Genomic DNA, 21,017 nt, shown 5'->3' with positions numbered 1-21,017 from the left:
GAGCTTAGGATGTTGGCTGAACGGACCGGTTTTATTATATGGGTCAGCGATGTGAAGGCAGCAAGAAATTTGGAGAAATACGGCAGTGTGCACTATATATCACGCCGCATGCATTATGTTGTCATGTACGTCAATGCTGACCGCGCCGAGGAAACAATGAAGAACATCCGGAGATTGTCCTACGTTCGTAAGATCGAGCGCTCCTTCCGGAATGAGATTAAGACGGAGTACAGCAGCAAAGGGCCGGATAAAGCGAAGTTTTACGGTCCTTAGCATGATGTGCCTGATCGCGAATCTAACGTTAACGCATAAGTTAGCGAAAAGAGCGTAAAGCGGCCCCCACGGGGGCCGCTTTTTTTAAGATATTGGAAGGTATAAAACTGGAGCATGGGACTTCCTGATCTCGCAAGGGAAATCCGCTTTTTTATAAAGTTTATTATGGATTGATGGCGATAGATTGGCATAAATCGGAATCTTGTTTGATAAAATAGTATAAGTAAGGTACAATTTACATTTTAATCAAGCCATCATTCCAGGCGACGTCAGCGCCTAACGCACAGGATACAACTAGAGATATTTCTAAATTTTCGGTGATTGTTCACAAGAAGCGAGGTTTCAATCTTGTGAATGCCAGTGGAATGATGTAATATGTTGGGTATATATACATAGATACAAAGACCCATTTGGTGGAGAGTGATATTCCATGCGCGACAAAGGGACTGAGCGGTGGAGCACCTATGAGCCGTTTTATATTACGTTAAATGATAAAAAGGTAGCCGACATCGTAATTACCAATCATGCGAAGAGCCGTTATACGGACCGGGTTCAGGGTAACGACACCTCCCATGAGGAAATCGGGACTTGGATGTGGGAGTGCCTGAAACAGGACCGGATCGTGCCGTATTACCGCAACGAACAGGATGTCTATCTGATTGACGACGACCTGGTGGTTGTGGCGGAGTTTTCGGAGCTGGAGCATGAACGTGATTTGATTGGCAACCCGCTGCATCGGATGATTATTGTAACTTTTTTGGGACGTATGTCAGAAACCATTGAGCTTCGAGACCTGAAGTCGTATTACTCATGGCTTCGCCATTCACGTCGTATGACACTGATTAAGAATAGCCGGAAACGTAAATAAAGAAATAGAGTCATCATATGGCATGCGAGCGTAAGCGCGGATGTCTTTTTTGTATGCTCCGCTCTGATCCGTTACAATGATAAGAACAAAGAGAGGCAGCGAGAGGGGAACCGATGCTATGAACTTTCATCAGCTACATATTTTTTACACGGTAGCAGAGCGTGGGAGTTTTTCCGCTGCTGCCCAGGCGCTTCATATGAGCCAGCCCGCTGTGACGATGCAGGTACAATCGCTGGAGGAGTATTTTGGGACAAAGCTCCTCATTCGTTCCACCAAGCGCATGGAATTGTCCGAGGCCGGGAGGACGCTGCTTCCTTTTGCCCGCAAGAGCCTGGAGCTGTCGCAGGAGACGGACGCAGCGATGGCGGCATTCTCAAATAAGCTTCAGGGAAGACTGCAACTGGGGGCTAGCCTGACCATCGGGGAGTACGTGCTGCCTCGACTGCTGGGGCCCTTCGGCCGGGAGTATCCCGATATATCCATCATGCTTAAAGTGATGAATACCACGCAGATTCTCGAGGAAATCGCGGGCCATCAATTGAATTTTGGACTGATTGAGGCACCTGTCGAGCATCCGGATATGGTGCTGGATTCGGTTATGGAGGATGAGCTGAAACTGATCGTTCCTTCCAGCCATCCTTTAGCGACAAGGGAAGATGCGATATATTTGGAGGAGGTGCTGAAGTACCCGTTTGTCCTTCGTGAGAAGGGGTCTGGCACCCGGAAGGTGATGGAGGATGTGCTGCTTATGCGGGGGTACGATCCCGAAAGCATCCGGACGGTGATGGAGCTTGGGAGTACGGGAGCGGTGAAATCGGCGGTAGAAGAAGGGCTCGGCATTACGATGCTGTCGACCTCAACGGTCAAGCATGAAACCGCGCTCGGGTTAGTCAAAATGATCGATATTGCGGATGCCTCATTTAAACGGAACTTTTATTCCATTCAGTTGCGGTCAGCGCTGCTGCCGATGTCGGCGATGACGTTTTTGGCCTACTTAAAGGAACGCCAGCGAAACCAGCGATAAGCACACCCGCACATACAACGAAAGGGGATTGAATATCTTGGATACATCGATGGATCGGACAGGCTGCGACCTGCATTCCCACACCCAGGCTTCGGACGGGATGAACACACCTTCGGAGAACGTGCAGCTTGCCTTCGAGCGGGGACTTGGGGCGCTAGCTATAACGGATCATGACACCGTGGCCGGTGTCGAGGAGGCGCTGCAAGCCGGGGAACGGCTGAACATGATCGTGGTCCCTGGCGTAGAAATCAGCACCATGGCAGGCGGGACGGATATTCATGTCCTGGGCTATTACATCGATTACCAGGATCCCGTATTTCTGGAGCGGCTGGCAGAGCTCCGTCGCACGAGGGAGAAGCGTAATGAGAAGATTATGACCAAGCTAAGAGAGCTTGGCATCGAGCTTACGATGGAGGAAGTGATCGCCAGCTTGGGACGGCCGCTGGAGCCCGATGAGAGCATCGGCCGCCCGCATATTGCGGATGCGCTGGTCCTTAAGGGTCATGCTCACGATCTAAGGGATGCCTTCGACCGTTATCTCGCACAGGGCGCGGCTGCTTATGTGCCGCAGCCGCGGATTCATCCCAAGGAAGCCTGCGAATGGATACGGGAAGCCGGAGGCGTGCCGGTGCTTGCACACCCTGGACTCTACGGCGATGATGCGTTGGTGAGAGCGGTCATTGAAGAGGCTGCATTCAAGGGGATTGAAGTTTATCATTCGGACCATGGGGCAGCGGAGGAGAAACGCTACTTGGCCATGGCCGAGGAATACGGCTTGATCATGACCGCCGGATCGGATTACCATGGTGAGAGACAGGGCCAGGTATTCCATGGGGATATCGGAAGCCGCCAGGTATCTATCGAGGTGTTGGAACTGCTTCAACAGGCGCAGTCAAGGAGCTAAGAATCGACAATATTGCCCGGTTTCGAGCGGATTAAGTTTGTGCGGCTCGGGCGGATTCGTATTGGAGAATCCTGGCATGACACTAAGAAAAAACGGGTACTCCGGCTGGTCATTACGACCTTTCGGGGTACCCGTTTTTTAGTTAAATTAACGATATATCGATGTCTTAGATCATCTTAATTGCGGTTGTTTTTTACCGAATTGGGCATCGCCTTGATCCGCTGTTCGTCCGGCGTGACAAACAGCGTTTTCTGATTGTCATAAATGACAAATCCGGGCTTGGCTCCATTCGGCTTGCGTACATGACGAATGAGAGTGTAGTCGACGGGAACACTGCTCGATTCTTTTGCCTGACTGTAATAAGCAGCCAGCTGTGCCGCTTCCTGCAGCGTTGCATCCCCGTACTCGCTGCTACGGATGACCACATGGGAGCCCGGGATATCCTTGGTGTGCAGCCATGTATCGTTAGAGGAAGCGAGACGGTTGGTAACGTACTCGTTTTGAAGGTTGTTTTTGCCTACATAAAGCTCGATGCCTTCGGATGAAGTATAGACATGCAGCGTCGGCTTGTCGTTTTTCTTCTTTTTCTTCGCTTTACGATTGCGGTCTCTTAAGTATCCCTGCTGGATCAGCTCTTCCCGGATTTCATCGATGTCGCTCAGGGAAGCATGTGACAGCTGCTGCAGAAGATTCTCGATATAGTTGATCTCTTCGCGGGTTTTGATTAATTGTTCGTCGATGACCGCGAGGCTGTTCTTGTACTTGTTATATCTTTTGAAATAGCGCTGTGCATTGTCCGACGGAGTCAGGAGCGGATCCAGCGGGATGGTGACGGTTGCCTGCTCTTCATCATAGAAGTTAACCAGCTGGGCTTCACGGTCGCCCTTCTGAATCTGGTGGAGCGAGGCGAAGAGAAGCTCGCCAAAGATACGATACCGGTCGGCATCTCCTGCTTCTTCCAAGTCCTTATTCAGATTATCCAGCTTCTTGATGTTCTTCGTCCGTTCATTCTGCAGGAATCGGAGGAGGTCGCTTACCTTCTGTTTAACTGTATCCCGCTGCGCCTTGTCTCCGTAATAATCCTCCATGCATCGACTGACCGACTCGTAGGTTGTGGTTTCGTCCACCAGCAAGGTCAGCGGAATGACGGAGAACACCGATTTCCCCTTGGCATTGACGCCTGTAACGGGCGTATACTGATGGTTGCGAACTTGTTCCATGAGTTCATCAAAAACGCTCCACAGGCTGCCGCAATCTTTTTCCCCTTCAACCCCGCTGGCACTGCTTCCCCCTGCGCGGTGGGCAATTTCCTGGGCCGCGAGCGGACTGAGGCCGCTGAACGCGCTGACCAACCATGGAACGGCCTGCTCCTCGTTCATCAGACAAGATTCCCGGAAGGCTTCCTGCAAGGTTTCGAGCGGATTCAGCTTGTGCTGCTCCGGCGGATTCGTATAGGAGAATCCCGGCATGACCACGCGGTAGCTGCTGATGGCGGGCGTCACATGGTTGATGCCGTCCAGGATGGTGTCGCTTGCGGGGTCGAGCAGAATGATGTTGCTGTGTCTGCCCATCAGTTCGACGATGATTTTCTTGGAGGAGATATCCCCAAGTTCGTCGCGCTGCCGGATCGTAATATGAATAATTCGTTCCATGCCGACCTGCTGGATGTCCTCAATGATGCCGCTCTCGCAATGCTTGCGCAAAATCATGCAAAACATAGGGGCTTCGGCCGGATTCAGAAAGGACTCCTGCGTCAGATGCACCCTGGGATACGTGGGGTTAGCGGATAGCAGCAGCTTGGCGTTCCCCTGCTGGGTGCGTATATGAAACACGATGTCCCGATCGTTCGGTTGATATATTTTATTGATCCGTGCGCCCCGGCATGATTGAAGCTCATGCACGATCGCACGCGTGACAATGCCGTCTAATGCCATCCTTCATTCTCCTATCTGTCTGTTACCCTTCCTATCGTACTTCTCTATGATGCCATATTTCCCTCAAAAACTTAAGGCCCCTTCTGTGATAATTCAGGACCTGTCCGAATACATTTACGTAGAAAGGGTGGAAAAGCTGTCATCCGCCGGAGGAAAACAACCGGGAGGGAAAGGAAGCATGGAACAAAAGCAATGGCATCAGATGGATACGGATGAATTGCAGCAAGCGCTGCATATGCATCCGGAGCAAGGCCTCACGGAAGAGGAAACCGGGGAGAGACGAAAAAAAAGCGGCTATAATGAGCTCTCCGAGGGCGTTAAAATTTCTCCATTTGTTCTATTTCTGAATCAATTTAAGGATTTCATGACGTTGGTGCTCCTTGGAGCCACCCTGGTGTCGGGTCTGCTGGGCGAGTATCTGGATGCCGTAACGATTGTGGCCATCATCCTGATCAACGGGATCCTTGGTTTCGTTCAGGAATTCAAGGCGGAACGGTCGCTTCGGGCTTTGAAGCAGCTGTCCGCGCCAATGTCCAGGGTCATTCGTGACGGTAAAGTGGTACAGGTTGCGGCCAGAGAACTCGTCCCTGGCGATGTCGTGCTCGTCGAGAGCGGAGACCGCATTCCGGCCGATGTTCGCTGGCTTGAGATCAACAGCTGCAGCGTCGAGGAATCGGCCTTGACCGGCGAGTCCCTGCCGGTGAACAAACATGCCGAGCCGATTCGTGATGCGGATGTTCCGCTGGGTGACCGGAAGAACATCGGGTTCATGGGCACGATGGTGGTCCGCGGTACGGCGAAGGGTGTTGTCATCCGAACCGGAATGGATACGGAGATGGGAAAAATCGCCGATTTGATCCAGAACACGGAATCCCAGGAGACGCCGCTGCAGCATCGACTGGAGCAGCTGGGCAAAATCCTGATCGCCGTTTCACTGGGGCTTACGATTCTGGTCGTCGTAGCAGGCATTCTGCATGGACAGCCTGCCGCAGGCATGTTCCTCGCTGGAGTCAGCCTTGCGGTTGCGGCCATCCCGGAAGGGCTTCCGGCCATCGTCACGATTGCGCTCGCTCTCGGCGTGCAGCGGATGATTAAGCGCAAAGCGATTGTGCGCAAGCTGCCATCCGTGGAAACGCTGGGCTGTGCATCCGTAATCTGTTCGGACAAAACAGGGACGCTTACGCAGAATAAAATGACTGTAACCCAAATTTGGCTTGGAGGGCGCTCATTGGAAGTGACCGGGTACGGTTATGACCCGACGGGTCAGATCCTTCATAGAGGCAAACCGGTCGAGCTGCGGTCCGACCAGGGACTACGCAGATTACTGCAAATCAGCGGTCTGTGCAACAATGCCGAAATCTATGAGAACGTGCAGGAAGAAACGCGGAACAAGCGCAAGAGCAAGGAAGAGTCGACAGCTGCTGCCTGGGAATTAAAAGGGGACCCGACCGAAGGAGCGCTGTTGACGCTATCGTCCAAAATGGGATTGACAAAGGGAAGCCTGTACTCCATCTACCAGAGAGACAAAGAGTTTCCGTTTGATTCGGAGCGAAAACTGATGTCTGTCATCGTTAGCCATCAGGGCGGACGCTTGCTCTGCTCGAAAGGAGCGCCGGATGTCTTGCTAGATGCATGTGCTTATATGATGTGGGAAGGAAACGTTGTTCCGCTTACCGCTACACTCCGTCAGAAGGTGCTTGCCGCCAATGAAGGCATGGCTTCCGATGCGCTGCGCGTGCTTGGTTTGGCTTATCGGGATTTGCGTTCCTATGACAAGCCAGAAACGGAGAAAGAGGCTGAGAGCCAGCTTATCTTTGTCGGGCTGGCCGGGATGATCGATCCGCCGCGCCGTGAAGTGCGCGATGCGATTGCGACATGCCGCCGCGCGGGCATCAAGACCGTCATGATCACGGGCGACCACCGGACGACGGCGGAAGCGATCGCCGCCCAGCTTGGCATCCTGCCAAGGAACGGCTTGTCGTTATCGGGCCAGGAGTTATCCCGGATGGATGACAAAGAGCTGGATGCGAGGGTGGATCAGACCTTTGTTTACGCCCGCGTATCCCCTGAGCATAAGCTCCGCATCGTAAAGTCGCTTCAACGTAAGGGGCATGTGGTTGCTATGACGGGGGACGGCGTGAACGATGCTCCGGCCATCAAAGCGGCGGATATCGGAATTGCCATGGGGATTACCGGAACAGACGTAACGAAGGAAGCGTCCTCGCTGGTGCTCAGTGACGATAATTTCTCCACGATTGTTTCGGCGATTGAGGAGGGGCGCAGCATCTATGAAAATATTCGCAAATTTATCCGCTATTTGCTGGCTTCTAATGTCGGCGAAATTCTGACGATGTTTTTCGCGATGATGATGGGTCTGCCGCTTCCGCTCGTTCCGATCCAGATTCTGTGGGTCAACCTCGTGACCGATGGACTGCCGGCTATGGCGCTTGGGGTGGATCAGCCGGAGAAGGATCTGATGGAGCACAAGCCGCGCGGAGCCAAGGAAAATATTTTTGCCAGACGTCTTGGTTGGAAAATCATCAGCCGCGGCATATTGATCGGCTTGTGTACACTTGGCGCATTTTGGATTACGCTGCGCATCGCGCCGAATGATCCGGGCCAGTTGGCCAGGGCACAGTCCGTTGCCTTTGCGACACTCGTCATGGCGCAACTGATCCATGTGTTTGACTGCCGCAGCTCGCGTTCGATTTTCCACCGCAATCCGCTTCAGAACAAAGCGCTGGTGCTTGCTGTGCTGTCCTCGGTATTGCTGATGCTTGGCGTCATGTACATCGAGGCGTTCCAACCGATCTTTAAGACCGTTCCATTGAATTTGAAGGAATGGGCACTGACACTCGTGGCCGCCGGCATTCCTACCTTCCTGATGGGAGCGGGAAGCGTGTGGGGAGGCAGACGAAACCGCAACCGGAACCGCCGCAGCATGATGACGAAGAGTGCAAATATTTCGGCATAAATTGAATGGATGGCCCATCACCTCTGCGATATGCTAAGCACGAGCATAGCAATTGCAGAGGAGATGGGTTTTATGATGGAATTTACGAAAATGCATGGACTTGGCAACGACTTCGTTGTCGTATACGGCGAGCAAGAACTTCCATCCCATGCATCCGAATGGGCCGTGAAGCTGTGCAATCGCTTTTTCGGCATCGGTGCAGACGGACTTGTATATATTTTGCCTTCCACGAAGGCTGACTTCATGATGCGCATAATGAACTCAGACGGTTCCGAAGCGGAACAGTGCGGTAATGCCATTCGTTGTGTAGCGAAGTATGTGTATGATCACGGCCATATTGACCGAGAGGAGATTACCATTGAAACCATCGGCGCCGGGGTACAGGAAGTACGCCTTACGGTGCAGGATGGTCAAGTGAGCAGCGTGCGGGTCGATATGGGTGAACCGGTCCTGAATGGACTGAGCGTGCCTACGAAGATCGATCTCCATCCGGTGGTGAATCATCCAATTGAAGTGGACGGCCAAGAGTTCCGCTTCACCGCGGTGTCCATGGGCAATCCGCACTGCGTCATTTATGTGGATGATGCCATTAACTTCGATCTCGGTGTATGGGGACCCAAGCTTGAGGTACATCCGCTGTTCCCGAGAAAGATTAACGTGGAGTTTGCGACGGTGAATTCACGGGGTCAAGTGGACATGCGGGTATGGGAGCGTGGTGCAGGACCGACCTTGGCCTGCGGCACCGGCGCCTGCGCAACTTTGGTATCCTCAGTACTGAACGGATTGACAGACCACAGCGCAACGATCTCTCTTAAAGGCGGGGACTTGTTTATCGAGTGGGATGAGTCCGACCATCATGTGTACATCACAGGGCCAGCCGAGGTCGTGTACGCAGGCACGATTGCCTTGTAGAGCATCCGCCAGCCGTTACAATCCTGCCCGCAAAAGTGAAAAAAACAATATGATCTAAAGTTTGTCCATTAGGGGTGGACACGTTAAGGGAGGCCTTTTGAAGGCCTCCCTTTTGTCTCTTTATCTTTTGCGAGGTTTTATGATACATTAGTTGAAAATAAACGTCGGGTGGAGGAGAAACGCGATGAAACCGAATCTTCGGCAGGCATGGGAGAATCAGGTACTGGTCGGTGACGGCGCGATGGGTACTTATTTATATCAAAAAGGATTTCCTGTAGGCATATCATATGAAGAACTGAATTTAACCTCCCCGGAGGTCATCGGGAACGTTCATCGCCAGTATGCTGAGGCAGGTGCCCAGGTCATTGAGACGAACACGTTCTCTGCCAATTATGACAAGCTGTCCAAATACGGTTTGGAGGCGAAGGTAGGAGAGATTAACCGTGCAGGCGTGAGAATTGCGCGTGAAGCTGCCGGCGATCACGGATATGTAGTGGGTGCGGTAGGCTCCATTCGTGCAGGCAAAAGAAGCAACATTTCCACGAGCGAGCTCAAGCGTTACTTCGAAGAGCAGCTGTCGGTACTCATATCGGAAGGCGTTGACGGCATTCTGCTCGAAACGTTTTATGACGTGGACGAGATTCAATTGGCTTTGGCGCAGGCTCGGATGCTTAGCGACCTGCCGGTGATCTGCCAGTTTGCGGTAGAGGATATTGCCCGTACACTGGACGGCTTCACGATGCCGGATGCTTACCGCATCCTGAGTCAAGAAGGTGCGGACGTGATCGGCTTTAACTGCCGGACGGGTCCAAACGGTATCATGCGCGCACTTGAAACCCTGAACGGCATTATGAATCTTCCGGCTTCGGTCTATCCAAATGCGGGGATCGCTGATTATGTGGATGGGGAATACCGGTATGGTGCGAGTCCCGAGTATTTCGGCAAGACGGCCTTGGAGTTTGCGAAACGTGGTGCCCGGATTGTCGGCGGCTGCTGCGGAACGACACCGGAGCATATCGCAGAAATATCATCGGCGTTGTCCGATTACGTACCCGCGCCGCTTCCTGCCGTCGATGAGGCTGAAGTCAACCGGATCGTGATTCACGAGACAGCCCAAGAGCAATTTTACGAGCGAATCGGGGAGCCGACGATTGTCGATATCGTGCAGGAACGTCATACCGTTATCGTCGAGTTGGACCCTCCAAGGGATCTGGATATCACCAAGTTCATGAAGGGTGCGGAAGCTTTGAAAAAAGCGGGGGCCGATGCGCTGACCCTTGCAGATAACTCGCTGGCCGTAACCCGTATGAGCAACATGGCGCTCGGCCATCTAGTACAAGCACGCACGGGACTGCGGCCGCTGATCCACATCGCTTGCCGTGACCGAAACCTGATCGGCACGCAGTCGCACATGATGGGCTTTGATGCGCTTGGGATCGACCATGTGCTTGCGGTGACGGGTGATCCGGCACGCTTCGGGGATTTGCCGGATTCCAGCTCGGTGTACGACATGACCTCATTTGAAATCATCCGCATGATCAAACAGCTGAACGACGGCATTGCTTTTTCCGGAAAGCCGCTTAAGCAAAAGGCCAAATTCGTTGTCGGCGCAGCGTTCAATCCCAATGTAAGGCATCTGGACAAAGCGGTTGCCCGCTTGGAGAAGAAGATTGCGTCGGGTGCGGATTATGTGATGACACAGCCTGTGTACGATCCCGAGTTAATGGTTAGGCTGAGGGAAGCGACGGCACATCTGGATATTCCGATCTTTATCGGCATCATGCCGCTGGCAAGCGGACGGAACGCGGAATACCTGCATAATGAGGTACCGGGCATTCAACTGTCGGACGAAGTCCGCAGCCGCATGGCCGGGCTTGAAGGTGAAGCGGGCCGGGCGATGGGTGTCAAGATCGGCAAGGAGCTGCTGGATGTTGCAACAGAGCATTTTAACGGCATATACTTGATGACGCCGTTTATGTTCTATGAAATGAGCGTACAATTAATGGAGTATGTCTGGGAGAAATCGGGCCGTCGATTGACCCCCTTGTTTCATTAATAATTATCAATTACAATAGTGTAATGGATGTGATTCCGATGTCATTGAGCATGACCGGATATGGGCAATCCGTTGTCGATTTTCAAGGTTACAGTATCTCTTTCGAAGTGAAGTCAGTCAATCATCGGTATTGTGAAATCGTCTTTCGTATGCCCCGTGAGTGGGCTTGCTTCGAGGATTCACTTCGACGGGCGGTACAGAGCCGAATTGGACGCGGGCGGATTGATGTTTATATTAACAAGGAAAACAACGGCGAGTCCCAGGGTGCTGTGCTGAACCACGCCATGGTTCAGGCGTATTTACAGGCAGCCGAGGATTTGAAGTCATATGGAATCAAGGGAGATCTGGCGGTGCGGGATATTTTGTCGCTGCCAGATGTTCTTGTTAGTCCGAGCGGACTTCCCATGGATGAAGCGCAGCAGAAGTTATGGAATGATGCGCTTCTTCAAGGTCTTGAACAAGCGCTGGAGGGTCTGATTCAGATGCGCAGCAGGGAAGGTTCTTTTCTCGTGAAGGATATCGGGCAGAGGCTAGACCGATTGCAGCTGCTTCACCGAGAGATGACCGAACTTGCTCCTGAAGTTCCGGAAGAGTACCGGAAGCGTCTGCGGCAGCGCATAGAATCTCTTGATGACGGGTCGCTTGCTGTTGATGAACATATATTCGGAATGGAAGTTGCCCTGTTTGCTGAACGTTCTAATGTGGACGAGGAGTTGATTCGACTTCACAGTCATTTGGAGCAATGCAGAGAGCTGCTTCATCAGAAAAGCCCTGTAGGCCGTAAACTGGATTTTCTGATTCAAGAAATGAACAGAGAAGTCAATACGATTGGATCGAAAGCCAATCATCTGACTCTGGTAAACCGTGTTGTCGAAATGAAAGCGGAACTGGAGAAGATTCGTGAACAAGCCGCTAATGTGGAATGACCGCAGCTTCATCGGCAAGTAAGAGTCAAATGTATAGGGGGAGCAACCGCACTATGGCAATCAAACTTATTAATATTGGCTTCGGAAACATCGTATCGGCCAATCGGATCATCTCAATCGTGAGTCCTGAATCGGCTCCGATCAAGAGGATCATTCAAGAAGCACGGGACCGTCATATGCTGATTGATGCTACATATGGCCGAAGGACACGGGCTGTTATCATTACGGATAGCGACCACGTGATTTTATCGGCTGTGCAGCCAGAAACGGTGGCTCACCGTCTGTCCAGCAAAGATGACGACAACGACGAATAAGATGAGGAGTACTATGTCTAGAGGATTATTGATTGTATTGTCCGGTCCTTCCGGGGTGGGAAAAGGAACCGTCTGTACGGCACTTCGCAGCCTGGTTCCGGAGCTGGTGTATTCGGTGTCGGCTACGACACGTTCGCCGCGGCTCGGTGAGGTACATGGTGTGAACTATTTTTTCAAGAGTCGGGAACAATTCATGGATATGATTGAGAACGACCAGCTTCTCGAATATGCGGAATACGTTGGGAACTATTATGGAACCCCGCGTGATTTTGTGGAAGAAACTTTAGCCTCCGGTAAGGATATTATACTGGAGATCGAAGTGCAGGGTGCACTGAAGGTCAAGGAGAAGTTTCCGGAAGGTATCTTTGTGTTTCTGATGCCGCCGTCGCTGGATGAACTGAAAGATCGGATCCAGGGCCGTGGAACAGAGAGTCAGGCTACCATTGACCACCGCATGTCCGTAGCGGTTGACGAAATCAATTTACTGCAGCATTATGATTATGCGGTAGTGAACGATGAAATCAATCTCGCTTGTGAGAGAATACAATCTATCATTATTGCCGAACATTGTAAGGTGAGAAAGTAACCTGTCTTTTCATAGACGACGTTAACTTTCAAGTAAAAGAAGAAGAGGTGCTTCGACTGTGTTATATCCATCCATTGATGAAATGATGAATAAAGTAGACAGTAAATATTCTCTTGTGGTTGCGGCTTCCCGCCGTGCACGCCAATTGCGTGAAGGCGGAGTCAGCGAGTTGAAGAATCCGAAATCCCATAAGTTTGTCGGTGTTGCTCTGGAAGAAATCTATGGCGATTACGTGAAAATCGAGAAGGGACAGGACTAAGACCTTTTTTCAATATTTGAATATCATGCGTTAGCGCGCGAAAATGTGACAACCGAAAGGTTGTTATTTTTTTGAGAAGATATGAGAATGTAGCCTTTAACACTATGGAAAGCGGGGGATTGTCATGTTGAACGGAAAAGTCATTGTGCTTGGCGTTACAGGTGGCATTGCCGCGTATAAAGCAGCGACTTTATGCAGCAGGCTTGTCCAGAGGGGAGCGGATGTGCATGTCATTATGACGGAATCCGCGAAGCAGTTCATTCCGGAATTAACGCTTCAAACGCTGACCAAAAACCCGGTTTATAGCGATACCTTTGATGAACGGGACCCATCGGTCGTCTCGCATATCCACTTGGCTGATTTGGCCGATTTGGTATTGATCGCTCCGGCCACAGCCAATGTCATCGGCAAGATGGCACATGGCCTGGCGGATGACATGCTGACCACGACGCTGCTCGCGACCACGGCTCCTGTCATGATCTCACCGGCAATGAACGTGCATATGTACACGCACCCGGCCGTCATGGCGAATATGGAGACGCTGGTCTCCCGCGGAGTATCCATGATTGAACCCGGAGAAGGGCTTCTGGCTTGTGGATATGTCGGTAAGGGACGGATGGAAGAGCCCGATACGATTGTTGACGTGGTTGAACGGTTTTTCCGAGATCATGCCGCACAACCTGTGGCGTTGAATGAGGGGATGACTAGCAGCTCCACAGGCATATTGCATGGTAAAAAGGTAGTTGTCACGGCCGGCGGCACGATCGAACGCATTGATCCGGTCCGGTATATAACGAATGATTCTTCCGGAAAAATGGGGTTTGCGATCGCGAAAGTGGCCAAGCAGCTGGGAGCAGATGTTCACCTCATTGCCGCTCATACCGATGAAGCTCCGCCAGAGGGAATCCGTACGGAAAAGGTGGAATCGGCTCAAGATATGTACGATGCGGTGCAACGCGTGTTCGATCATAGCGATATCGTGGTCAAGGCAGCAGCGGTTGCCGATTATCGCCCTGCTGAGGTAGCGACATCAAAGATCAAAAAGCGCGGGGAGACGATGACGCTGGATCTTGTCAAGACAAAGGACATTCTGGAGAGCCTGGGACGCCAAAAAACCACCCAGTTCTTAATCGGATTTGCCGCTGAGACCGATACGGTGGAGCAGTTTGCCAGAGAAAAGCTGAAACGCAAAAATTGCGATCTGATCGTTGCTAACGATGTTACACAGGAAGGAGCAGGCTTCCGCACGGATACGAACAGCGTTCATATCTTTGATGCAGAAGGGCTGGTCCTGCAGCTTCCCGTGATGTCCAAGGAGGAAGTGGCCCAGAGGCTGTTAACGCTGGCGGCTGATCGGTTGTCCGGGAGGTCATCCTGATGGAAATGGCCCGCGTAATTGTGGACGTGCCGTCCAAGGATACGGACCGGCCTTTTGATTATTTGATTCCTGAGGAGCTCCGCCCATGGGTCGAGGTAGGCAGCCGGGTCGGCGTGCCGTTCGGGCATCGTACGCTTCAGGGGTTCGTGGTCTCTCTGCATCCCCGGCCCGAGATGGATACGGCCAAAATGAAGCCGATTCAGGAAGTGCTCGATGTGATGCCGCCGCTTTCGCCTGAACTGATTGAGCTTGGAGAATGGATGAAGGAGCGTTACGCATGCCGCTATATATCGGTTCTGCAGTCGATGCTCCCTACCGCGCTGAAAGGGAAGGCTGAGCGGTACATTTCCATTGGTGATTCAGACACGTCCCTGACGGATGAAACCGACGGATTATTTGCGCTCCTGCCAACAAGTGAATCGGAACAGGAGATCATCCGATTTGTCAGTCAGAGAGGCGAGGTTTCACTCCAGCAGTTAACGCGGGCATTTCCGGATGGGGCTGCCACCATCAAAGCACTGATCGGCCGTGGACGGCTGAGTGAATATCAGCAAATCAAGGATAAACTGCAGAAAAAAACGGTGAAAGCGGTAGAGCTTGCCGTATCGAGCGAGGAAGCGCATCTGGCGCTTGCTTCATTTCCGGCCAAGGCCCAGCGACAGAAGGAAGTGCTCCAGTATATATTGGAAATGGAAGCATTTCTGCCGATATCGCAGAAGGATCTGCTGCAGGCGCTGGGCGTCACCGCAGGTACCGTGAAGGCGCTGGCGGACAAAGGGCTGATTAACCTTGAGGATATCGAAGTGTTCCGCGACCCCTATCGGGGGCGGCATTTTACGCCTAGCACCCCATTGGCGCTCACACTGGAGCAGCAAGCGGTGTACCGCAGCATCGTGCACAAGCTGGATGAACGCAAGCATGGCGTGTTTCTTCTCCACGGGGTAACGGGCAGCGGCAAGACCGAAATCTACCTGCAGACGATTCAGCGATGCCTCGAACAGGAGCGTCAGGCGATTGTGCTGGTGCCTGAGATATCGCTGACACCCCAAATGGTGGAACGGTTCAAAGCCCGTTTTGGCGATCGTGTAGCTGTCATGCACAGCCGCCTTTCAGATGGGGAGCGTTACGATGAATGGCGGAAAATAAGGGAAGGCCGGGCGTCCGTTGTCGTGGGCGCACGATCGGCAGTATTTGCGCCGTTTGACCGTCTGGGCTTGATCATTATGGATGAAGAGCATGAAGGTTCATATAAGCAGGAAGAGACGCCGAAGTACCATGCCAGGGATGTTGCGATTCACCGTGCCCAGCTGACCGGTGCAGCCGTTATTCTGGGTTCGGCAACGCCTTCGCTGGAGAGTTACCATGCGGCGAGATCGCAAGCTCAGGATGATTTTGCGCCTCAACTGCTGGAGATGCCGAGCCGTGCGCTGGGCAACAAGCTGCCTGAGGTCCAGGTCGTGGATATGCGAGAGGAGCTGCGAGAAGGAAATCGCTCGATGTTCAGCCGCTCCCTGCATGCCGCGATTTCGGCAAGGCTGGAACGCGGGGAACAGACGGTGCTCCTGCTGAATCGGCGGGGCTACTCCACGTTTGTCATGTGCCGGAGCTGCGGATATGTGGCAGGCTGTCCGGAATGCGACATATCGCTAACCTATCATCAGAAATCGAATAATTTGCGCTGCCACTATTGCGGTTATGCCGCACAGGCGCCGGAGGTTTGCCCGGATTGCGGAAGTGAACATATACGCTATTTCGGTACGGGAACGCAGCGTGTCGAGGAAGAATTGGCCAAGCTGTTTCCCGGCATTCGCGTCATTCGGATGGACGTTGATACCACGACTGAGAAGGGTTCCCATGAGAAGCTGCTGAAGCAGTTTCGTGATAAAAAAGGGGACGTGCTGTTAGGCACCCAGATGGTCGCCAAAGGCCTGGATTTCCCCGATGTCACCTTGGTCGGTGTCATTACGGCCGATTCAGCGCTGAACCTGCCCGATTTCCGGGCGGCCGAAAAGACGTTTCAGCTGCTCACGCAGGTTGCCGGAAGAGCAGGACGCCACCATCTGCCGGGTGAAGTGGTTATCCAATCCTATACACCCGAGCATTATTCGATTATTCATGCAAGCAGCCATGATTATTTATCCTTTGTCAAGGACGAGTTGAAGCACCGCAAAGCGCTCCATTATCCGCCGTATTGCAGGCTGATCCTGGTGACGCTGTCGCATGAACAGCTGCCGCTGCTGGTAAGAATGGCGGAGAATTTTGCCGCGACTATCAAAAGCGAATCCGACCGCCGGGGATGGTTTGGAAGTCTGGACCGCTTCGACGCTAGCGCGCTCGATATACTGGGTCCGGTAGCCTCTCCCATTCCGCGGTTGAAAAATAGATACAGATTTCAATGTATGATAAAATGGCGGGGAACGATGGATGCTGTCTCGCTGGTGCGTTCGGTTGCCGAGAAGCTTCAGGATTCGGCGCGGGACAGCAAGCTCCAGATCAGTATTGACGTAGATCCGCAAATGTTAATGTAATCCAGCATATAATGATGAAAAGCACAAGGATGGTGTCATAGACATGGCGATTCGTATTATCGTTAAAGAACCGGATGAGGTTCTTCATAAAAAGGCAAAGGAAGTTACCAAAATTACGCCGAACGTTCAAAAGCTCCTGGACGATATGGCCGATACCATGTACGATGCGGAAGGCGTTGGATTAGCTGCGCCGCAGGTCGGCATTCTGAAGCGTCTGATCGTGATTGATGCCGGTGACGAGCACGGCTTGATCAAGATGATCAATCCGGAGATCGTGGAGAGCGAAGGCGAGCAATTCGGACCGGAGGGCTGCCTGAGCATTCCGGGATGGAACGGGGATGTGCGCCGTGCGGAGAAAGTGACGGTTAAGGGGCTTGATCGTGAAGGCAAAGAGCTTATCATTACGGGTACCGGGCTGCTTGCGAGAGCGTTTCAGCATGAAATCGATCATCTGAACGGGGTGCTGTTTACGGAAATCGCTGATCGGGTGTATGAGTATGTTCCGGAACAGCCGAGAAAAGAGCTGGAGAATCGATGAATATTGTATTTATGGGCACCCCGGCCTTTGCAGTACCCAGCCTGGAAATGTTGATTGCCGAAGGTTATTCCATAGCTGCCGTCGTTACGCAGCCTGACCGTCCGCAAGGGCGTAAAAAAGTGCTGACCCCAACGCCGGTTAAGGAAGCCGCTCTTCGTCACGGCATCCCGGTTCTGCAGCCTCAGCGCCTGCGGAATCCGGAAGCCGTGGCCGAGCTGGCCCAATATAAGCCTGATTTGATCGTCACGGCCGCCTATGGCCAAATCCTGCCAAAATCAGTGCTGGATATGCCGTCACTCGGCTGTCTTAATGTCCACGGCTCGCTGCTCCCCGCTTATCGGGGAGGAGCTCCGATTCAGCGCAGCATCATCAACGGAGAATCCGTAACAGGCATCACGTTGATGTATATGGCGGAGGGGCTCGACACGGGGGACATGATCTCACGAACCGAGGTTCCCATTGAAGATGACGATACGGCCGGAACGATGTTCGAGAAGCTGAGCCAAGCCGGTGCGGAGCTGCTGTTGCGGGAGCTGCCGCGGCTCGTGAAGGGCAAGGTAGATGCGGAGTCCCAGGATGAAACGAAGGCAACGTATGCTTCAAATCTGACCCGGGATGATGAGAGAATCGACTGGACTCGCACTTCCCGCGAAATTTACAATCAAATTCGCGGTCTGGTTCCTTTCTCCGGTGGATTTACGCTGTGGAACGGGGATGTGTTTAAAGTATGGGCAGCGGCTAAGCCGGACAGCGCACAGACCCCATCTAGCGATGCACAGCCCGGAACTGTGCTTGAGCTCCATGAAAAGGGGATCGTCGTGAAAACTGGCGACGGCACGCTGACGCTGTTAACAGTTCAACCCAGCGGCAAGAAGGCGATGGATGCGGCGCAATTCGTGCGCGGGACGAGCCTGACGGTCGGGACGGTGTTGACGTGAGCGGGAGCCGCAGCCCGAAGGGGCGTCAGGACTCCCCGAGAGAGCTGGCGATGAATGTATTAACACAGGTTGAGCAGGAGGGGGCGTACAGCAATCTTCTGCTCAACACCGCCCTGCAGAAGTCCTCGCTTGCGAAGAGCGACGCCGGACTTGCTACAGAGCTGATCTATGGCACGATCTCGCGACTGAACACGCTCGATTATTTTTTGGACAAGTTTGTCAATAAAGGGGTACAGAAGCTTCAGCCGTGGGTAAGGGCACTACTTCGCATCAGTCTGTATCAGGTCGTATATCTGGATCGGATTCCGGATCACGCGATTGTCAGCGAGGCCGTTAATCTGGCGAAGCGCCGCGGGCATCAAGGGATTTCCGGTATGGTGAACGGGGTGCTTCGGAATATTTTGCGTCAGAAGGAAAGCTTGGCGATCCCTGAGAATATGCCGGCGGCCCAGCGCATTTCTCTGCTGCATTCCCATCCGCAGTGGCTGGTGGAGCGCTGGATATCCCAGTATGGGATCGAGACCGCAGAGGCAATCTGTGCCGCGAATAATGAACCGCCGGCTGTCAGCGTAAGGGTGAACACCACGATGATCAGCCGGGAAGACATGTTGGCATTAATGAGCAGCCACGGCCTCAATGCCACACCTTCGTCGCTTAGCCCCTATGGGATTGTCGTAAAAGGAGCGGGCAATATGGCCTTGACCGATTGGTATCGGGACGGGATGATCTCGATTCAGGATGAAAGCTCCATGCTGGTCGCCGAGGCTGTCAAGCCAGAGGCGGGAATGCGGGTGCTGGATTGCTGCGCAGCCCCGGGCGGGAAAAGTGCCCACATGGGCGAGCTGATGAAGGATGAAGGCAGCATTGTTGCCAACGACATCCATGCGCATAAAGGCAAGCTGATATCGGATCAGGCCAGCCGTTTGGGACTGGACAGCATTTCGATCGTAACTGGTGACGCGCTGGATTTGGTTGACCGCTTCGAGCCTGCGTCTTTTGACCGAATTTTGCTGGATGCTCCCTGCTCGGGACTTGGCGTAATCCGTCGCAAGCCTGATCTGAAGTGGGGCAAGTCACAGGAGGACATCGATGAAATTGCGGCGCTGCAGCTAAGGCTGCTGGAGTCGGTCTCCACCTTGCTTCGTCCCGGAGGACTCTTGGTGTACAGCACGTGTACGATTGAGCCGCTGGAGAATGAAGGCGTTGTATCTGCTTTTCTGGAAGGCCATTCCGAGTTTGACATCGCGGAAGATGGCCTCGGAGACTTAAGCCGGCTGGAAGAGAAATCACTTCAGCGTGGAGGCGGGATTCAAATTCTGCCCCAGCACTATCATAGTGACGGCTTTTACATTGCAAGACTCAGCAGACGCCCCTCTTAGGGTGTTCGCCGCCATGACTATAGTCGTATCCCGCCAATGCCGGCGGGTTTTCCTCTTTTACCGTCTCTTTTATTTATGTTAGAATAGGAAGAATGAAAAAAGAGATGCATATGAATGTAATAGGGAGAGTTCGGAAGAATGCTGACTGGACTTCCTTTAAATTAGACAGGTGTGGTGAGAATGAAACCTTTTATATATGATTATTCACTGGAAGAGCTTCAAGCATGGGCTCAAGAGAATGGGGAACCGGCGTTTCGCGGAACCCAGATTTATGACTGGCTGTACGTAAAGCGGGTGAATGACTTTGCGGAAATGACGAATCTGTCCAAGGAGCTTCGGACGAAGCTGGAGCAGGAGTTTAGTTTCGTTACCCTGACGGAAATCACCAAGCTGGAGTCAAAGGACGGAACGGTCAAGTTTCTGTTCGGTCTGCATGATGACCATGCGATCGAGACCGTCATCATGAGGCATAATTACGGCAACAGCATCTGCGTTACAACACAGGTAGGCTGCCGTATCGGATGTACGTTCTGTGCATCCACACTGGGTGGCTTGAAGCGGAATCTGACCTCCGGCGAGATTGTTGCCCAGGTGGTTCAGGCGCAGAAGATTCTCGATAAAACGGGAGAACGTGTCGGCAGCATCGTGATCATGGGCTCAGGCGAACCGTTTGAGAACTATGAAGCGACCATGAAGTTTTTGCGCACGATGATCCATGAAAAAGGATTGAATATCGGCCAGCGCCACATTACCGTTTCGACGAGTGGCATTGTGCCTAACATCTATAAATTCACGGAAGAGGATACCCAGATTAATCTGGCCATCTCCATCCATGCACCGAACGATAAGCTGCGCTCCAAGCTAATGCCTGTTAACCGCCGGTTCCCGTTTGACGATGTGATTGAGTCGCTTCGTTATTACCAAGCAAAAACCGGACGGCGCATTACGTTTGAATACGCCTTGATCGGCGGCGTAAACGATCAGGTTGAGCATGCCGAAGAGCTTGCGGATGTCATTAAGGATATGAACTGCTTCGTCAATCTGATTCCGGTTAACCATGTGCCGGAACGGAAATATGTTCGCACATCGCGTAACGATATTTTCAAATTTCAACGTGCGTTAGCAGACAAGGGGGTCAATGTGACCATCCGTCGTGAACAAGGCCATGATATCGCTGCCGCTTGCGGTCAGCTGCGGGCCAAGCATATGGAGTTGGGGTGAGAAGA

18 protein-coding genes are annotated in these 21,017 nt (G+C 52.7%); 17 read left to right on the top strand and 1 reads right to left on the bottom strand.

Translation table 11 applies throughout. From position 1 onward, the window contains the following. Positions 1-9: 9 nt before the first annotated feature. The 4 genes from J7E85_RS32000 (at position 10) to J7E85_RS31985 (ending at position 3,069) form a co-directional block, all read left to right on the top strand. Complete coding sequence (locus tag J7E85_RS32000) at positions 10-273, top strand: YlbG family protein (RefSeq protein ID WP_076320721.1); 264 nt, start codon at positions 10-12, stop codon at positions 271-273. Positions 274-703: 430 nt separating this feature from the next. Continuing rightward, positions 704-1,141: a hypothetical protein gene (locus tag J7E85_RS31995; RefSeq protein WP_071223691.1), complete on the top strand. Its 438-nt coding sequence runs from the start codon at positions 704-706 to the stop codon at positions 1,139-1,141. 118 nt (positions 1,142-1,259) lie between these two features. After that, on the top strand, positions 1,260-2,165 hold the full coding sequence (locus J7E85_RS31990) for a selenium metabolism-associated LysR family transcriptional regulator (RefSeq protein ID WP_215164018.1): 906 nt from the start codon (positions 1,260-1,262) through the stop codon (positions 2,163-2,165). Positions 2,166-2,214: 49 nt separating this feature from the next. Beyond that, the gene (locus tag J7E85_RS31985; RefSeq protein WP_215164067.1) at positions 2,215-3,069 is read left to right on the top strand and encodes a PHP domain-containing protein; all 855 of its coding nucleotides are present in this window, start codon (positions 2,215-2,217) and stop codon (positions 3,067-3,069) included. Positions 3,070-3,245: 176 nt separating this feature from the next. On the opposite strand, the gene J7E85_RS31980 is transcribed toward J7E85_RS31985, so the two are convergent. Further along, positions 3,246-5,003: an Rqc2 family fibronectin-binding protein gene (locus tag J7E85_RS31980; RefSeq protein ID WP_215164017.1), complete on the bottom strand. Its 1,758-nt coding sequence runs from the start codon at positions 5,001-5,003 to the stop codon at positions 3,246-3,248. 178 nt (positions 5,004-5,181) lie between these two features. Here J7E85_RS31980 and J7E85_RS31975 point away from each other — a divergent pair, with 178 nt between their 5' ends. The 13 genes from J7E85_RS31975 (at position 5,182) to rlmN (ending at position 21,012) form a co-directional block, all read left to right on the top strand. Further along, on the top strand, positions 5,182-7,977 hold the full coding sequence (locus J7E85_RS31975) for a calcium-translocating P-type ATPase, SERCA-type (RefSeq protein ID WP_215164016.1): 2,796 nt from the start codon (positions 5,182-5,184) through the stop codon (positions 7,975-7,977). 75 nt (positions 7,978-8,052) lie between these two features. After that, positions 8,053-8,889: a diaminopimelate epimerase gene (gene dapF, locus J7E85_RS31970; protein WP_215164066.1), complete on the top strand. Its 837-nt coding sequence runs from the start codon at positions 8,053-8,055 to the stop codon at positions 8,887-8,889. Positions 8,890-9,073: 184 nt separating this feature from the next. Then, positions 9,074-10,945, top strand: coding sequence for a bifunctional homocysteine S-methyltransferase/methylenetetrahydrofolate reductase (locus J7E85_RS31965; RefSeq protein ID WP_215164015.1), 1,872 nt, complete (start codon positions 9,074-9,076; stop codon positions 10,943-10,945). Between the two features lie 38 nt (positions 10,946-10,983). Continuing rightward, positions 10,984-11,871, top strand: coding sequence for a YicC/YloC family endoribonuclease (locus J7E85_RS31960; RefSeq protein ID WP_215164014.1), 888 nt, complete (start codon positions 10,984-10,986; stop codon positions 11,869-11,871). A gap of 53 nt (positions 11,872-11,924) precedes the next feature. Next, on the top strand, positions 11,925-12,185 hold the full coding sequence (gene remA / locus J7E85_RS31955) for an extracellular matrix/biofilm regulator RemA (RefSeq protein WP_006209218.1): 261 nt from the start codon (positions 11,925-11,927) through the stop codon (positions 12,183-12,185). A gap of 13 nt (positions 12,186-12,198) precedes the next feature. Further along, positions 12,199-12,771, top strand: a complete 573-nt coding sequence (gmk, locus tag J7E85_RS31950; RefSeq protein WP_076320728.1) for a guanylate kinase — start codon at positions 12,199-12,201, stop codon at positions 12,769-12,771. 58 nt (positions 12,772-12,829) lie between these two features. Next, positions 12,830-13,030 (top strand): DNA-directed RNA polymerase subunit omega, encoded by a 201-nt coding sequence (rpoZ, locus tag J7E85_RS31945; protein WP_100536098.1) that lies wholly within the window; start codon positions 12,830-12,832, stop codon positions 13,028-13,030. 124 nt (positions 13,031-13,154) lie between these two features. After that, positions 13,155-14,408 (top strand): bifunctional phosphopantothenoylcysteine decarboxylase/phosphopantothenate--cysteine ligase CoaBC, encoded by a 1,254-nt coding sequence (gene coaBC / locus J7E85_RS31940; RefSeq protein WP_215164013.1) that lies wholly within the window; start codon positions 13,155-13,157, stop codon positions 14,406-14,408. Continuing rightward, on the top strand, positions 14,408-16,936 hold the full coding sequence (gene priA, locus J7E85_RS31935; RefSeq protein ID WP_215164012.1) for a primosomal protein N': 2,529 nt from the start codon (positions 14,408-14,410) through the stop codon (positions 16,934-16,936). Before coaBC ends, priA begins: the two co-directional genes overlap by 1 nt. A gap of 43 nt (positions 16,937-16,979) precedes the next feature. Further along, entirely contained in the window at positions 16,980-17,474 is a 495-nt protein-coding gene (gene def / locus J7E85_RS31930) for a peptide deformylase (protein ID WP_076320731.1), read from the top strand. Beyond that, positions 17,471-18,412: a methionyl-tRNA formyltransferase gene (gene fmt / locus J7E85_RS31925; RefSeq protein WP_215164011.1), complete on the top strand. Its 942-nt coding sequence runs from the start codon at positions 17,471-17,473 to the stop codon at positions 18,410-18,412. The genes def and fmt overlap by 4 nt, the downstream gene beginning before the upstream one ends. Beyond that, positions 18,409-19,791, top strand: coding sequence for a 16S rRNA (cytosine(967)-C(5))-methyltransferase RsmB (rsmB, locus tag J7E85_RS31920; protein WP_215164010.1), 1,383 nt, complete (start codon positions 18,409-18,411; stop codon positions 19,789-19,791). The genes fmt and rsmB overlap by 4 nt, the downstream gene beginning before the upstream one ends. A 180-nt stretch (positions 19,792-19,971) precedes the next feature. Beyond that, positions 19,972-21,012, top strand: a complete 1,041-nt coding sequence (rlmN, locus tag J7E85_RS31915; protein WP_076320734.1) for a dual-specificity RNA methyltransferase RlmN — start codon at positions 19,972-19,974, stop codon at positions 21,010-21,012. Positions 21,013-21,017 lie beyond the last annotated feature (5 nt).

The sequence above is a fragment of the Paenibacillus sp. ISL-20 genome (assembly GCF_018613005.1).
GTDB lineage: Bacteria > Bacillota > Bacilli > Paenibacillales > Paenibacillaceae > Paenibacillus_AQ.
Note: the sequence above shows the minus strand (reverse complement) of the source record. Positions and strands in the feature narration are given on the sequence as shown.